Origin of the sequence: Mesobacillus maritimus, assembly GCF_044803185.1 — a bacterium.
GTDB classification, from domain to species: domain Bacteria; phylum Bacillota; class Bacilli; order Bacillales; family Cytobacillaceae; genus Mesobacillus_B; species Mesobacillus_B maritimus_B.
The window spans coordinates 1420017-1435373 of the sequence record NZ_CP085225.1 but is presented as its reverse complement, the minus strand read 5'-3'; the positions used below and the strand labels follow the sequence as shown (position 1 = coordinate 1435373).

12 protein-coding genes and 1 pseudogene are annotated in these 15357 nt (G+C 40.5%); 2 read left to right on the top strand and 11 right to left on the bottom strand.

Annotation, left to right across the window (positions count from 1 at the left end; genetic code table 11):
- Positions 1-3: 3 nt before the first annotated feature.
- The 9 genes and pseudogenes from LG336_RS06940 to LG336_RS06900 form a co-directional block, all read right to left on the bottom strand.
- Positions 4-948, bottom strand: coding sequence for a sugar-binding transcriptional regulator (locus tag LG336_RS06940; protein ID WP_404331837.1), 945 nt, complete (start codon positions 946-948; stop codon positions 4-6).
- A gap of 135 nt (positions 949-1083) precedes the next feature.
- A complete protein-coding gene (locus tag LG336_RS06935; RefSeq protein WP_404331836.1) occupies positions 1084-2064 on the bottom strand; it encodes an ABC transporter permease in 981 nt (326 codons plus the stop codon).
- Complete coding sequence (locus LG336_RS06930; RefSeq protein WP_404331835.1) at positions 2048-3580, bottom strand: sugar ABC transporter ATP-binding protein; 1533 nt, start codon at positions 3578-3580, stop codon at positions 2048-2050. Before LG336_RS06930 ends, LG336_RS06935 begins: the two co-directional genes overlap by 17 nt.
- A 73-nt stretch (positions 3581-3653) precedes the next feature.
- Positions 3654-4628, bottom strand: a complete 975-nt coding sequence (locus LG336_RS06925; RefSeq protein WP_404331833.1) for a substrate-binding domain-containing protein — start codon at positions 4626-4628, stop codon at positions 3654-3656.
- A gap of 298 nt (positions 4629-4926) precedes the next feature.
- Complete coding sequence (locus LG336_RS06920) at positions 4927-6465, bottom strand: FGGY-family carbohydrate kinase (RefSeq protein WP_404331832.1); 1539 nt, start codon at positions 6463-6465, stop codon at positions 4927-4929.
- 49 nt (positions 6466-6514) lie between these two features.
- Positions 6515-7564, bottom strand: coding sequence for an alcohol dehydrogenase catalytic domain-containing protein (locus LG336_RS06915; protein ID WP_404331831.1), 1050 nt, complete (start codon positions 7562-7564; stop codon positions 6515-6517).
- A 403-nt stretch (positions 7565-7967) separates the two neighbouring features.
- Positions 7968-8168: pseudogene (locus tag LG336_RS06910) on the bottom strand (pentapeptide repeat-containing protein); the annotation flags it as partial.
- Positions 8169-8301: 133 nt separating this feature from the next.
- Positions 8302-9444, bottom strand: a complete 1143-nt coding sequence (locus LG336_RS06905) for a glycerate kinase (RefSeq protein ID WP_404331830.1) — start codon at positions 9442-9444, stop codon at positions 8302-8304.
- 250 nt (positions 9445-9694) lie between these two features.
- On the bottom strand, positions 9695-11122 hold the full coding sequence (locus tag LG336_RS06900) for an MDR family MFS transporter (protein ID WP_404331829.1): 1428 nt from the start codon (positions 11120-11122) through the stop codon (positions 9695-9697).
- A 302-nt stretch (positions 11123-11424) separates the two neighbouring features.
- Between LG336_RS06900 and LG336_RS06895 the strand changes: the two genes are divergently transcribed.
- Both LG336_RS06895 and LG336_RS06890 read left to right on the top strand, forming a co-directional pair.
- Positions 11425-11997: a uracil-DNA glycosylase gene (locus LG336_RS06895; protein WP_404331828.1), complete on the top strand. Its 573-nt coding sequence runs from the start codon at positions 11425-11427 to the stop codon at positions 11995-11997.
- 239 nt (positions 11998-12236) lie between these two features.
- Positions 12237-13112 carry a hypothetical protein gene (locus LG336_RS06890; protein WP_404331827.1) on the top strand — a complete coding sequence of 292 codons (876 nt, stop codon included), beginning with the start codon at positions 12237-12239 and terminating at the stop codon, positions 13110-13112.
- Positions 13113-13233: 121 nt separating this feature from the next.
- Here LG336_RS06890 and LG336_RS06885 read toward each other — a convergent pair whose 3' ends face one another.
- Entirely contained in the window at positions 13234-14433 is a 1200-nt protein-coding gene (locus LG336_RS06885) for a CaiB/BaiF CoA transferase family protein (protein ID WP_404331826.1), read from the bottom strand.
- On the bottom strand, positions 14433-15233 hold the full coding sequence (locus LG336_RS06880; RefSeq protein ID WP_404331824.1) for an enoyl-CoA hydratase/isomerase family protein: 801 nt from the start codon (positions 15231-15233) through the stop codon (positions 14433-14435). Before LG336_RS06880 ends, LG336_RS06885 begins: the two co-directional genes overlap by 1 nt.
- Between the last annotated feature and the right edge of the window lie 124 nt (positions 15234-15357).

Here is a 15357-nt window from a genome sequence, read left to right as displayed (position 1 = left end):
TCATTACTCCTCCTTATAACTCAATAATTTCCTCGCCAAATGTTCATCTACGAAAAGGGTATTTAAATAATTCCCTTGGAGCGCACCATATACAGCTTTTACTTTTTTAGCTCCAACCGCCATTGCAATGCAATGTTCCTTTTCCTGCAAATCTTCTAATTGTAATCCGATTGTTCTCCGGTTTAATTCAGAATCGACAAGGTCTCCATTGATGTCAAAAAAACGCGAACAAATATCACCAACTGCTCCCTTCGAAATCAAACGGTCGTAACTTTCCGTTTTAAAATAACCACTCTTGTATAAAACAGATTCATAGTGTGTTCTCCCAATCCCAAAGAGAGCAATATTCGCTTTCTTGCCAAGGTCAACGACTTGTTTTATATTTGAATCAGATAAAATGGAGTTCGCTATTTCCTCTGAATCTACGATGGTTGGAGCAGATAACAAATGAAACTGCCCCTCAAAGGCTTCAGAGAATTTCTCTAACAGTCCAAACGAACCATTGGAGTAAGAGTTAACCGGAATTCCTCCATTTAATTGAACTATTTTCAAGCCATTAATCCTTCTCTTAGGTAAATAATTTGATACAACGCCAAGTGTGGTTCCCCAAGAAATACCCAGGATATCGTTTGGTCTACATATCTCAGTTAAATAATTTGCTAATGCTTTTCCAACATCCTGAACAATTAGTGTATCTTCCTCCACAAACGTAGGGGCTACAAACACTTTCTTTAAATGAAACTTGTTCTTAATCTCCTCTTCCAGCTCATAAATAGAGTCAAGTGGGTACTCAATTTGCACCCTAACAATTCCTCTTTCCATCGCTGCCTCAAGCATCCGACTGATGGTTGGTCGCGAGTGCTTAGAAACTTCTGAAATTTCTTTCTGCGTCATCCCCATCTCATAGTACATTTTTGATATTTTAACCAACTCATTAAACTCATACATAGAAACACCTTCTTAGGAAATTTTGTTCAATCATCCAACTTTTGTTCACCTATGGGTATAGTATACCAAATTTTGGTTAACCCCGAAAAGGATTTACTTCCCGAGTTATTGAACAAAATTCTCATCCCTTCTTATTTACAATTTTGCATTTTTTCGACGAATACGATCCACGTAGATGGCAAGGACGATGACTGCTCCCTTAATGACAAGTTGCCAATAGTATGGAACATCTAACAAGGTGAGTCCATTTGAGAGAATCCCCATAAACAAGGCTCCAAATAGTGTTCCAACAATGGTCCCTACCCCACCAGCTAAACTAGTACCGCCTAACACAACGGCAGCAATCGCGTCGAGTTCATATCCTGTACCGATATTTGGTTGGCCTGTAAACAATCTCCCCGCCAAAATGACACCAGCAAGTCCCGCAAATAACCCACTGATTGTGTAAACCCAAGTTAAACGGGATTCAACCTTGATCCCTGTTAATCGTGACGCTTCTTCGTTTCCGCCAATCATATAAATATTTCGTCCAAACGTTGTGTACTTAAGGACGATATAAGAGAGAATAAATACGATGGCTGTAATATAGATTGGGACCGGAATCCCAACAAAAAAACCACTTCCAAGGTCCTTAAAAGACTGTGCCGTTAAGACGAGAGGATACCCACCGGTGATGATATAAGCAATTCCTCGTAAATAGGTCATGCTTCCCAACGTAACGATAATGGGTGGTAACTTCATCTTGGCCGTTAAGATGCCATTAATAAAACCAGCAAGTGCCCCAATTAAGATTCCACCAATTATGGCAATAGGTGCTGCCACATGCAATGACAGAAATACTCCAAAAACCCCGGCTAATGCGACGATTGCTCCTACTGATAAGTCAATTCCCCCTGTTAAAATAACAAAGGTCATTCCAGCCGCCAAAATGGCACTAACAGAAGTTTGACGCATGATATTGATGATATTGGACCAAGTAAAGAAGTCAGAAGATAGAATGGTAAATAAAATTCCCAAACCTAATGTTACAAAAATGATTCCTAGTCGATCAAAGAGTTTAAATGTGTCGATTTTCTTTGGTACTTCTTTTTCCTGTTTACTAACTAATAGGTTCATGATTCATTTGCCCCCCTGTCGCATACATCATAATTGTTTCCTGATTGATTTGTTCACCCGACAATTCGGACACAACTTCCCCATTCCGCATAACAAAGACCCGATTGGACAGATGAAGAATTTCAGGTAAATCAGATGATACAACGATCACTCCAAATCCTTCTTTCGCAAGATCATTTATAATGGAATAAATTTCTGATTTCGCACCAACGTCAATTCCCCTAGTTGGCTCATCAAGCATTAAGATTTTTGGGTTTATCGTCAACCATCTTGCGATAATCGCTTTTTGCTGATTCCCACCACTTAGATTTCCAATATGATTTTGAAGGCTTGCGGTTTTCACCAATAATTTTTCACTATACTCTTTCTCCAATTTCTTTTTGGTAGACTTTTTTATAAATCCAGCAGACGATGTTTCGTCTAGTTTTAGGACACTGATATTCTCATCTACTCCTAATTGAAGAAAAAGACCTTGTTCCTTCCTGCTTTCCGGGACAAGTGCAATTCCCTGTTGAATGGCATCTCGAGGCGATTTTACCTTAATTTCGTGACCATTCATGAAAATACTTCCACGTCTAGCTTTAGATCCTGCGAAGATTGACATTAAAAGTTCGGTCCTTCCAGATCCAACTAAACCAGATAGGCCAACGATTTCTCCTGGATAAACATTGATTGAACCATTCTTAAGTGTATTCCCATCAGACAGGTATTGGGTTTCCAAAAGTGGCGTAGAACTGGAGCGTACGTACGCTTGCTTCTTATTTTCATAAATGTAAGAAACATCTCGCCCCACCATTAACTGGACAATTTCGCGTTCATTCGTTTCCTTTGTCTGTTTCTGATCAATAAACTGACCGTCGCGTAAGACTGTGCATGTATCCGAGATTTCAAAGATTTCTTCCATACGATGAGAAATATAAATAATCGCGATGCCTTTTGATTTTAATAGATTAATTAATTCGAACAACTTTGTAATTTCTTTCCCTGTTAAAGTGGCACTAGGTTCATCCATGATAATAATGTCTGCATCAATAGAAATAGACCGGGCAATCTCGACAATTTGTTTTTGAGAAATGCTTAATTCAGAAACCAGTGTACGCGGATTCAGGTCCGAACCAATCGATTCAAGTAGCCCTTTTGCTTTGTCATAGACGGAACTCCATTGAATAAAACCAAACCGATTTTTTGGAATTGGTGACCCCATGAGGACATTCTCACCAACTGTTAAATTGGGAGTTAGCTGCAACTCTTGGTGGATGACACTTATCCCATTTTCTCTTGCATCCATCGGACTATTCCACTTAACTGGTTTCCCTTTATAGATCATCTCACCAGTATCAGGGCTGTATATCCCAGCGATAACCTTCATTAAGGTGGATTTCCCGGCTCCATTTTCACCGATTAAGGCCAATACCTCTCCTTTTCGGAGTTGAAAATCCACAGAGTCTAGTGACTTTACTCCGGGGAACTCTTTCGTAATGTTTTTCATTTCTAGGATTACTTCGTTTGAAATCATTGTACGTTTCAACCTCTCTTTTTATAAGAGTGATAAGGAAGAGCGGTTAGATAACCGCTCTTCACTATAGGAATTAAAATTCAGGTACAAATGTATCAACCGTTTCATCAGAAATTGAAGATACTGGAACCAAAATTTCCTCTTCGACTTCTTCTCCTTTTAGTATTTGCTTCGCAATCTCAACAGCCTTTTCAATCTCTTTTCCTGGAAACTGTTGAGATGTTTGGGCAAACTGATCGCTTTCTTTGATGAAATTAACTGCTTCCTCAGAGCCATCTACAGAAACAAAGAAAAAGTCATCTCTACCAGCTGATTGAGCTGCTAAATAAGCACCAATTGTAGTCGGATCATTTACACCGAAGACCGCATCAATTTCACCTTTTGAGTGAGAAGAAAGAATATTTTCCATAACACTAAACGATTTATCACGGTCTAATTCACCGTTTTGATCGGTGATGATTTTAACATCTGTCCCTTCAAGTGCTGCCTTAAAGCCATCGATACGGTCGAAAATCGCCGTGATTGGTGTTCCATTTACTAACACGACATTTCCTTCTCCATTAAGTTTTTCTACTACATATTCACCCGCAAGCTTACCGGCTTCGAAGTTATCTGACGTAATGGTTGCATTTACCTCACCATCTGCCCCTACATCCACAGCAATTACTGGGATATTCGCTGCCTTTGCCTGTTGAACGGCTGCCGCGACACCCCGAGAATCAACGGCGTTTAAAAAAATGACATCTACCCCTTGCTGGATAAAGGTTTCAACTTGTGCCTGTTGTTTAGCAAGGTCTAGATCCGCACCTTGGACAATAGCTTCAAAGCCGTGTTTTTCTGCTTGCTCTTCTAATGCTTCCTTAAACCTTACGAAGTACGGATTATTTAACGTCATTACCGTCATTCCGACTTTCGTCAGTTCGCCTTCCTTCGCTTCACCACCTGGTTCACCAGAAGAACTTTCTGAGGAACCTGATGAACAAGCAACCAAGCTAAAAACCAATGCGACAATCCCTAACAGTAAGTAAACCTTTTTCTTAAGTGTCATAATTTCTCCCCCTTTTTTCAATGTGCTTGCAATGGAAAACAAGTATTTACCTTCCCAAGAAATAAACCGCTTACAAATCACACTTAGCAACCGAACTACAATGGTAGGGTTTTAGGTACTGATTGTTTTCGGATCACACTAACAATCTAAAAAGTCCCTTAAACCTAATATTGCCCCCTCCTACATGTGACTTGAAATTATGTTCACCTTGTAATCAAATGTTCATAATTAAATTCTAACCAATAACGTTTTATTAATCAAGAATTTTCTGAATTTTTATTTTCTCACTACAAACCACTCAACCTAATGAATTAACCTCTTGGATCCCTTTATAAAAGCCCTGTAACTCGACCATATAGTTTTTATATAAGTCCATAAATTTTTGATACTTGAGACTTGCATTTGGACTAGGAGTGTAGGACTTGGAAACATTCACAAATTTTTTGGCTGTTTCTTTCATGTTTGGAAACACGCCAATTGCATTTCCCGCTAAAATAGAAGCGCCCCACATACTGATATCACCGCGATTCAAAGTACTATAAGTCTTTCCGGAAACATCGGCACTCATTTGTGGCCAAATAGAGGACTTCGCTCCGCCCCCTACCATCCTCACTTCGGAGAGGTCATATTCTGGATATAAACGGTCAATGCTTTGCATGGCTAGAGTAAAGTCGTAGGAAAAGCTTTCTAACAATGAGCGGTAGAAATGTTCCGCCTTGTGACTCCAGTCATAGCCCATCCATGAACCTCGTAAACTACCATCTAGTGGCATCGAACTACCCCCAAGAAGACCGATTGCCATCACTCCATCACAACCAGGCTCAAGGAGCTTTGCTTTTTCTTCTAAGCGACTGAATGCCTTAGATAAGTCTTCGCCGGACTGACGGACAAATGTATTGATATACCAATCAAGCGTGATACCGGAACCCGCAATAAAATGGGTTGCATAGAATTCGCCTGGAATAGCAGACGGGAGAACATCCAGTCTTCGGTCTACCAAATCTGGGCGATATTCTTCCACACAACAGCTTATTTCTCCATAGGATGACGCTTCAAAAACCATCTGACCTGGTTCCACTGTCGCTGTCCCTAAACATCCAGCCACTTTATCTCCTGCCCCTGACACAAGAGGGATCCCGGCTCGTAGGTTTGTTTCTTGAGCCATACCTTTAGAAAGATAACCGCAAATATAATTTGATTGAACGATCTGTGGAAGATAGTCTTTATCCAGTCCAATCGCCGTACATATTTCATCTGACCACTGATCTTTCCTCACATCAGCTAGACCCGTCCAAGAAGTAAAGGAACGGTCTATGACAGCGTTTTCAATTGGTAGATCCCCAAGGCGGCCAATCACATACCCACTAATCATTAAATATTTAGCGATTTTCTTTGATTCGCTTGGGAACTCGTTTTTAAACCATTCATATTTCGGTGCCATTTGCGGGAAATTCGTCCCACTAATCTCTAAAAACGAATTCTTTAATTCTTTCATTTGACGTGCTGCGTATGGCATATAGCGTGAGTCAAGGGAACAAGACCAAGTTGTTACATCTTCCCAGTCCTTCGTGACACCCATAAACCCAGACATTTGACCAGTGAAAGAAATGGCTTCAATCTGTTTTGCCCTGTCCCCCAACTGTTCACTCACATTTTTAATACAAGAAATCACCGAGGAAAACAATTCCTCCCCTTTTTGAATAAAAACTCCTGGTCCCGGACGATAATCTTTAACTGGGACGATTGCCTCCGCAATACACTGGCTCTCCGTATTGTATACGCCTGTTTTAATAAAGCTTGTTCCTAAATCTACCGCCAATAATAAAGTTTCTTTCATCTTCCCAGCCCCCTTCATAAATTCACAGAAACGTAGACTCGCACCTATCTTAAATCGTGTTGTTTACAATCGTTGCTTTGATAATTTTCCGTGCATCCACGTCTTGAAACGCTTTATCAATCTCTCCTAATGGATATTGAAAGGACGTATAATTTCTTGCATGAATCACACCATCTCGAATCATTTCCATCGCCTGTTTGTTTTGTTCCGGTGTAGAAGCATGCGCTCCAAAGACACTAATTTCTTTATAATGGACTAAATTGCTATCGATAAACCCATTAGATTCTCCAGGTAGACCGCCAAATAGTGAAATTCGTCCATGTTTTCCTAGTAGGTTCATCCCATCTTCTTGGGCTTGACCTGATGAGCAGGCAATAATCGCAACATCTACCCCATTGCCTTCTGTTTTTCTACTAATCTCTTCAAAAATATCTGTTTCCTTTGGGTTGAGAAAATCAACGCCATCTAAAATCCTTCTTAACTCTTGGATTCGATTGGCATTATGATCGATTAAAAAGACTCGATCTGCCCCAGAACCAAGTGCAAGTTCGGCATGCATACAACCGATGATGCCAGATCCGAAAATCACGACCGTATCGCCCTTTGTGATTTTTAAAAACGATTGGGCATTTATGATACAGGCCAATGGTTCACTGAGTGTATAAATAGAATAGTCCTCTGATTCTGGCAAACGATAGACATTTCCCATTTGAAATGCTTGCTTAGGGACTGCCATATACTCCGCAAACGCACCATCAAACTGAAATCCAATCGTCTTTAATTGGTCACACATGTTGGTAAAGCCCTTTTGACAACTACGACATTCCCCACAACCAATTGCTGGTGCAATAGAAACCACATCTCCAACGTGAAAATCTTTCACGTTCTCATCAAGTTGAATGATTTGACCGACTAGTTCATGCCCAAGGACAACTCCATCGTCCAGTTTCTTACTTCCATAACGATAGGTTCGTAAATCTGTCCCGCAAATGGAACAGGCAAGCACTTTAATGACAGCTCCCCCTTCGGAAAGTTCAGGCGTACTAACTTCCATTAGATCCGCTTTTTGGTGAGTCGAACTATAGACATATGCAAGCATTTGGTTTTGCCTCCTTCTTCTACGAAAAAACCTTGAGAATTATTTCACTACGTAAACTTTATTTCACTTTTGCTTCATTTTACCACCACTTCAATACTAATACAATATTTAAAATATATCGAAAATTACAAATGACGTTAGTACTAAAATCATTTTCCAGGTTGCATTTGGATATTTAATGATCTATTTAAAAATAAAAGAATACTTTAACCTTTTCTTACTAGTAAAACACTCCACTTGTGTGGAGTGTTTTACGGCACAGAGACCCCCAAAATTAAAACCTCAAAAAAACTATTTCAAAACTGGGATAGTGTTTCCTTAGGGGTTTGGCTCCAAAACTCCACAAATATTCTAGCTTCACCCACGAGTAAATAAAAAAGCAATCCCTATAAGGATCGCTACATCAGAAGTATTGTATATAAAAGGGGTGACCTATCCCCCGCCCCTTTATTTTAGTTCCCCAATGTTTAGGAAAAGTTAAATGGGGTGGTAATTGGGTATGACAATCCCGTTTTGCCAATTTCATCTGTACTTGAGTCAGAAAAACACTACCAATTAAATTAGCTCCGCTCAAGTTTGTATCCCTTAAGTCGGCACCTAAAAAGATTTTCCACGATCAATATGGTTCTCATCACCGGAAATTCTTCCTTCATGTATAGATTGATTTTCTTTTAGTATAGCAAGTGAAAATGATAGTTGATAGTATGTTTTTGTATTTCAAGATACAAAAAAGACTCTTAACCCCTCTCTGTTCTCATTTTTATCATTGCCGCAATATTCCGAGCCGTTTGCTTCATATAAAGCGCAGCGTGATTCATAGCTTCTGGTAAAGTCACGACACCCGGAACGATCGTAAATAAGGCGTCGATGCCATGATTATGTACAATCTTGCTATCTTCTGTATAACTCCCACACAAAGCAATGACAGGAATATCATACTTTTTTGCTGCCTTCGCAACACCAATTGGCGTTTTGCCATAAATGGTTTGAGCGTCTATTCTTCCTTCCCCGGTAATGACAAGGTCAGTATCCTTAATGTGGTCCTCGAAGTGAACGGCTTCTAATATAATCTCTACACCACTTTTTAATTCAGCAGCTAAAAACGCCATTAATCCGGCTCCGAGGCCTCCTGCTGCCCCTGCACCTAGATGATTCCGATACGATTTCTTTAAAAGTGCTTCATATACATTCGCAAAGTGAGTGAGATTTTCATCTAACTCTTGAATCATTTCGGGAGTAGCACCCTTTTGAGGCCCATATACAGCTGATGCCCCGTTTGGACCAATTAAAGGATTGTCTACGTCGCATGCCACTTCTATTTTTACAGACTTTAGTCTTGGGTCCACGTTTGAAAGGTCAATTGAGGTGAGCTTAGACAGTCCGCCTCCCCCTGGAGCAATTTCCTCCCCAGATTCATCAAGAAGCCTCCCGCCAAGGGCTTGAATCATTCCAGCTCCCCCATCATTAGTTGAACTTCCTCCCAAACCAATGATGAGATGAGTGGTTCCTTGGTCTAAGGCAGACTTGATTAATTCACCCAATCCCCGCGTTGTTGTTAGGAGTGGATTCCGTTCCTCAGCCGGTACTAGATGCAAGCCTGAAGACGCTGCCATTTCGATCACAGCTGTTTGCCCATTCCCTAACATTCCGTAGAAAGCTAGAACCTTTTCTCCTAAAGGACCCGTTACATAGGTTTCAACAGTGGTCCCACCTGTTGCACTCACTAGGGATTGAACAGTACCCTCTCCACCATCAGCCATCGGCAGCTTTTGGTAAACAGCATCGGGCAGGACTTCCCTGAAACCAGACTCAATGGCCTGACAAGCTTCAGAAGCCGATAGACTCTCTTTAAACGAATCGGGGGCAATCACAATTTTCATAGGCTTCCCTCCTATCTCTTAGTTTTTACTATACATTCCTAAAGATGAAAGGAATGATCGTTTCCTTCTGTTCATTATAGCTTAAAGAGCATGTCTGATTTTGTAAATTTTTGGTTTACAAGTGTGTCGTTACGTGCTTATAGGTTAGTCCATGCTAGATACCCGGTCCATAACCTTATGAACCGGAAAATTAAAAAAGGGTACTGTCTCGGAAAAGATAACAGCACCCGCTTTTTCATCTATCTATTTATTACTGCTCTTCCACTTCATTTAACTGAGGTTCACCAGCAGTCTTAGGCTTGCAATCTTTTATTGTAAAAGATAAAAGCAAAGCAACAGCCGATAGGCCGGTTACCACCATCATGGCAATATTGGCACCGTGAATGTCTGGATATGGAATGGCTGGGCTTGCTTCTACAGTTGAGGCGGTTGTCGTCATGACTGTTACTAAAACAGCCGTTCCAACCGATGCCGCCACCATTTTTAATGTATTGTCCATGGCCGCTCCATGAGCAATTAAATGTTTAGGCAATCTGTTTAACGCTGCTGTTGAGACTGGCATCATCACCATGGACATACCAAACATCCTTAAAGAATAAACAATAGTAATATAAGTAAAGGAAGTGGTTGGCCCTAGATTGATGTACAGGAAAGAAGCCCCTGTCATGATTGTTAGCCCTGTAATGACGAGCCATCTGGCACCAATTCTATCAAACACTCGACCTGTTATCGGCGATAATAGCCCCGTAATCAATGCGCCAGGTAGTAGGGCCAGACCGGCTTCGAACGCGGTAAATTCCCGCATATTTTGCATAAATAATGGGATGATGGTTTCAACTCCAATTAAGCCCATAAACGTAATCATCCCAATCACAATTGCCTGTGGGAACAATGACTGCTTAAAGACGCGGAATTCAAGCATTGGGTGGGCCAAGCGGAATTGCCTTAAAATAAAGACTAATAGCGAAATAGCCCCTACAGCAAGTGACAAGAGTGTCACCGGTGCAAGCCACCCCGTATTCCCTGCACTTGTAAAACCGAACAGCAAACCACCAAAACCTAAGGAAGATAACATGATAGAAAAAACATCGACTTTTGGTCGACTCACTTCTGTGACATTTTTTAATACTTTTGAAGCAATGATAATATCAATTAAAGCAATTGGGAAAATGATGTAAAATAACACTCTCCAAGAGTAATGCTCCGTGACCCATCCAGATAAAGCTGGGCCGATGGCAGGTGCGAAGGAAATCACTAGCCCCACTAAACCCATTGCTGCTCCCCGCTTATGGACTGGGAAAATCATAAAAAACACTGTTTGCATGAGCGGAAGCATAACACCCGCTCCACTCGATTGAATCACCCGTCCAAGCAATAAAACACCAAAATTAGGAGCGAGCCCAGCAACTAGTGTCCCAAGGGCGAACACACTCATAGCTGTAATAAACAACTGTCTTGTCGTAAATCGTTCTAATAAAAAGGCGCTAACCGGAATCATGATTCCATTTACAAGCATAAAAATAGTCGTTAACCATTGGGCACTGTTTGCGGTAATATTCATTTCCTCCATAATAGGTGGAATCGCTGTAATCATTAAGGTCTGATTCAAAATAGCGATGAACGTACCCGCTAACAACAACGCTACAATCGTTGACCTTTTCTCAATTGTTTTACTCATACCAAAATCCTTCCTGCTTCTTCATTCTCAATTTAACTCCCAGTCAGTCATTAACTTACTGTCCAGGACCAAATTACTGATGATTATTATAGTTTGGGCCTTCAAGATATTTTTGAACACTTTATAGATTTTAATCCCGCTTTAGGGAAAACTCAACCATTATGTTTGTAAATTTTTGGGGAATATGGGGGTTAGGTACACTGTCGTACCAGAATTGAAACGGGCATGCGAAGAATGAAAGTAACACAGCTGAAAATTGGGCATCTTATACAAGTCAATGATTCTAATAAGGAGGAGTTATCTTGACTGATTTTTGCGCATCGTTATGGCCAGAAGAGCCGACACCTGAACATTTAAAAAATTGTTCTGAATGCGGACTATATAAGCATGGATCACGAATGATTTGGGGTGAAGGAAATCCCGAAGCTCCAATCATGATTGTCTTAGACAATCCCGGCGCTCGCGAAGATCGTGACAACAAACTGTTCGCCTGTGGGACAAGACAAACATTACAAAAAGCAGCCCATGAGGTTGGAATACAAATTGAAGACCTTTACGTAACCTTTATATTAAAAAGAAAACCTACTCGAGCCTATGATAAGGAACAAACACGACAAGTCTGCATGAATCACCTAACCCAGCAGTTACAAACAAAACAACCAAGGATGATTGTTTGCCTGGGGAATGTTGCCGTTCAATCCTTCTTTCAAAATTCAGAAGTTGATGTTAAATCGTTACGAGGCAAAGTACATGATGTCCATGGATACCAAACAACCGTTGCGTACCATCCTTTGGCGGTAAGGAGACGTCCTAACCTTTGGCCACTTTTTATCGAGGATTTGAAACTAGTGGCAAGCCTAGGGGCAAGGCTATAGGCCACCCAAATTAGAGAGAAAATAATCTTTGTAAAAATCCACCAGTAGGTTGACTATTCTGAACTTTATTGATATACATATTACAACGTATCGCCAGTAGAATGGTGAGGGCCATTAGAAGATTATTATTACCTAACTTGGATTTGGTAAAAAGGTTGCCCCATTCAATATGGATGACTAAAAATGGTTGGCCATTCTCCTTTACCAAAAATATTTGGGAGATCACTTCAAGGGGGTAAATGATGAGGGTTTATGCTTTAGTTGGAAAAAGTGGCACCGGTAAAAGCACCAGTATTCTCCAATATTGCTATGATAAAGGGATACCCGCTTTTATTGATGATGGTTTATTGATTGTAAATGGTAGAAAAATAGCAGGAACCTCGGCAAAGTATGAAAACAACTTTATACGTGCCATCAAACGAGCCACTTTTCATCATGAAGATCATCGGCAAGAAGTCGTTAATGCCATCCTACATATGTCTTTACAAAAGATCCTCATTGTTGGTACCTCAATAAAGATGGTCGATCAGATTGCTCAAAAACTAGAGTTAGGAAAGATTGATCAGTACATTGATGTGACCGAGGTAAGGACAAGTACTGAAATTAAAATGGCGCTATTTGTAAGGAAGACACAGGAAAAGCACGTGATTCCAATTCCCCATGTCCAAATTGAGCCCAACCGCCTAAAAAAGTTGATACAAAAAGGCAAGAAAGTACTCTCCAAGCAGCAAACCTTTATTGGGGAAAATACCATCATCCAACCTAACTTCACAAAAGGAACCATCTCTATCTATGAAAATGTGATAAAAGATATTATTTTGCATACTTGCAGGGATTTACCGTCGGTTGGAAAAGTAAGCAATATTTATTATCGTTTTGAACATACTCCTAAACTAGCTGTCCAAATTGAATTCATTTCACAACAAAATCAAAACATTGTTCAAGGCATTGAAGATATTCAAGCAAGCATGATGGAATCCTTGCACTCGATTGTTGAAATTGAGTTGGATTCTATCAATATTTATGTTTCTAGTATACGGTTTGAAAACAACACTAAAATAGAAAGGGCCTTCAAACCTAGAAATTCCCCACAAATTTCAAGCCTGTCCGAGTAATCCTAGGATTAAAATAGAAAATAAGAGGATGTAAGAAATCAATACAAACGATTCCTTACACCCTCTTTTTCTATTTTTATAATTTTCCGTCATTTAAAACCAGTATCCTTTACTATAAAACTTATACCTTTGCTTTCTCTGAAGCTGTAATATTCAAATCGTTAAGACGTTTAATTTTTTCTTGACTATATCCTAAGTTACTGAGGATTTCCGTGGTGTTCTCGCCCAGCTGAGGTGGAACGGTTTTAATTTCGCCAGGTGTTCTTGAAAATTTCACAGGAATACCGAGCATTTTGATGCTACCAAGTGTAGGATGATCTTTTTCAACAACCATTTCTCGCTCAAGCAGATGGGAGTCATTTAAGATATCAGACATAGAATTGATTGGTCCACACGGAATCTTCCCCAGTTCAAATAAAGTAAGCCACTCATCCACTTTTTTAGTCTGAAATACTTCATCTAAAAGTGAAATCAACTCTTCGCGGTGTTCAACACGTTGTGGGTTGGTTGCGTATTTAGGATCCCTCAAGCTTCGAAGTCCAACAACCTCTACAAATTTCTCCCATAGATGATCATTCCCTACGGCAACGATAAAATGGCCATCCGAAGCTCCGAATCCTTGATAAGGAACGATATTTGGATGTGCATCCCCTAATGGTTGTGGGTTTTTCCCAGAAGCAAAATAATTACCAGCTAAGTAGGTTTGCCATGAAACCACCGTATCTAGTAAGGACGTATCAATCCACTGCCCTTCCCCAGAACGGTGTCGTTCATGTAAAGCGACAAGAATGCCAAATGCAGCCCACATTCCCGTACCAACATCGGCTATGGAGAAGCCTGCTTTGACAGGCCGGCGTCCAGGCTCACCAGTTACGGACATTAACCCACCCATTCCTTGTGCTAAAATATCATAGCCTGGTTTTTGCGAATAGGACCCAGTTTGACCAAAGCCTGAAATCGAAGCTAGAATAATTCCTTTGTTGTGTTGCTTTAACACCTCATAGTCAATGCCAAGCTTTTTTAATGTTCCCGGACGGAAGTTTTCAACGACAACGTCTGCATCCTCAATCAGTTTGAAAAAGACCTCTTTTCCTTCTGCTTCTTTTAAGTTTAAAATCATGCTTTTCTTATTTCGATTCACACTTAAAAAATAGGCACTTTCATCTTGAATAAATGGTGGACCCCATTGTCGGGTATCGTCCCCGTTTGGTGTTTCAATTTTAATCACTTCTGCACCAAGGTCTGCTAGCGTCATCGTACAATATGGACCACTTAAGATTCGGGTTAAGTCAATGACTTTTATTCCTGTTAATGGTTGCATTAGAATGGTCTCCTTTGAAAATTTGGTTTTCTTTTTTCGACAAATGAACGAACCCCTTCAGGGAAATCAATCGGATCCAGACTTGAACTTACACCCGTTTCCCACGGAATCGAAATGGTTGGGTTGTTAAAGGATACAGATCTTTTAATAGCCAAAACAGAAGCTGGTGACTGTTCCATGATTTTCTTCCCAATTTGAATCGTGAACGAATTGATATCTTCCTCTTCTTCAAGGAGGTAATTTAGTAACCCTAAGTCATAGCATTCTTTTGGTTTTAGTAAGCGACCTGTATAAACAAGATCCATCGTCCGACTTTTGCCGATTAAATCAGCAATCCGCTTGGCGAATGCTTGGTTCAAAGTAATCCCAAGTCTTCCCACCGGAATTCCCATTAAGGTATTAGGGGTCCCAATACGGATATCGCAGGCAAGAGCTAGTTCAAAGCCTGCTCCCAGCGCAGGTCCATTGATGGCACCAATCGTAGGCAAGGGAATCTTTTCAAAAGTAGAGATCGCTTCTTCCATTACGTTGAAGGCCTGGTTCGCTTCTTGTATGGAAAGATTGTTAAATTGCTTGATATCCGATCCCGCCGTAAAATGGTTTTTACTTCCCCGTAAAATTACCACTTTGTTTTTTGGATTTTCTGGAATCCGCCTTCCTATAGCCGCTAAGTCTTCCCACATTCTATTGGTTAACGCATTTTTTAAATCTGGACGGTTTATCGTAACAATTGCAAAGGAACCGCTCTCTTGCAGCGTAATTTTGCCGTCCTTTTCAGTCCGTTTAATGGTCACCCTCATTGGGTCATCCACTCCTTACTTTGTATATGGTCGACTTTATCCTAATTACAGCCCCCTTTTATGTTCTTTTTGAAAGTCTAGATAATTTTGATAGTGGGTTGCCGCTCAAAGCCTTCATTTCCTC

Coding starts and splice junctions, on each gene's coding strand:
- LG336_RS06905 (WP_404331830.1), bottom strand. CDS start 9,444: ATGAAAATTGTGATTGCCCCCGATTCGTTTAAAGAGAGTCTATCGGCT.
- LG336_RS06900 (WP_404331829.1), bottom strand. CDS start 11,122: ATGAGTAAAACAATTGAGAAAAGGTCAACGATTGTAGCGTTGTTGTTA.
- LG336_RS06880 (WP_404331824.1), bottom strand. CDS start 15,233: ATGAGGGTGACCATTAAACGGACTGAAAAGGACGGCAAAATTACGCTG.
- LG336_RS06935 (WP_404331836.1), bottom strand. CDS start 2,064: ATGAACCTATTAGTTAGTAAACAGGAAAAAGAAGTACCAAAGAAAATC.
- LG336_RS06885 (WP_404331826.1), bottom strand. CDS start 14,433: ATGCAACCATTAACAGGAATAAAAGTCATTGACTTAACCCGAATCTTA.
- LG336_RS06940 (WP_404331837.1), bottom strand. CDS start 948: ATGTATGAGTTTAATGAGTTGGTTAAAATATCAAAAATGTACTATGAG.
- LG336_RS06920 (WP_404331832.1), bottom strand. CDS start 6,465: ATGAAAGAAACTTTATTATTGGCGGTAGATTTAGGAACAAGCTTTATT.
- LG336_RS06930 (WP_404331835.1), bottom strand. CDS start 3,580: ATGATTTCAAACGAAGTAATCCTAGAAATGAAAAACATTACGAAAGAG.
- LG336_RS06890 (WP_404331827.1), top strand. CDS start 12,237: ATGATGAGGGTTTATGCTTTAGTTGGAAAAAGTGGCACCGGTAAAAGC.
- LG336_RS06925 (WP_404331833.1), bottom strand. CDS start 4,628: ATGACACTTAAGAAAAAGGTTTACTTACTGTTAGGGATTGTCGCATTG.
- LG336_RS06915 (WP_404331831.1), bottom strand. CDS start 7,564: ATGCTTGCATATGTCTATAGTTCGACTCACCAAAAAGCGGATCTAATG.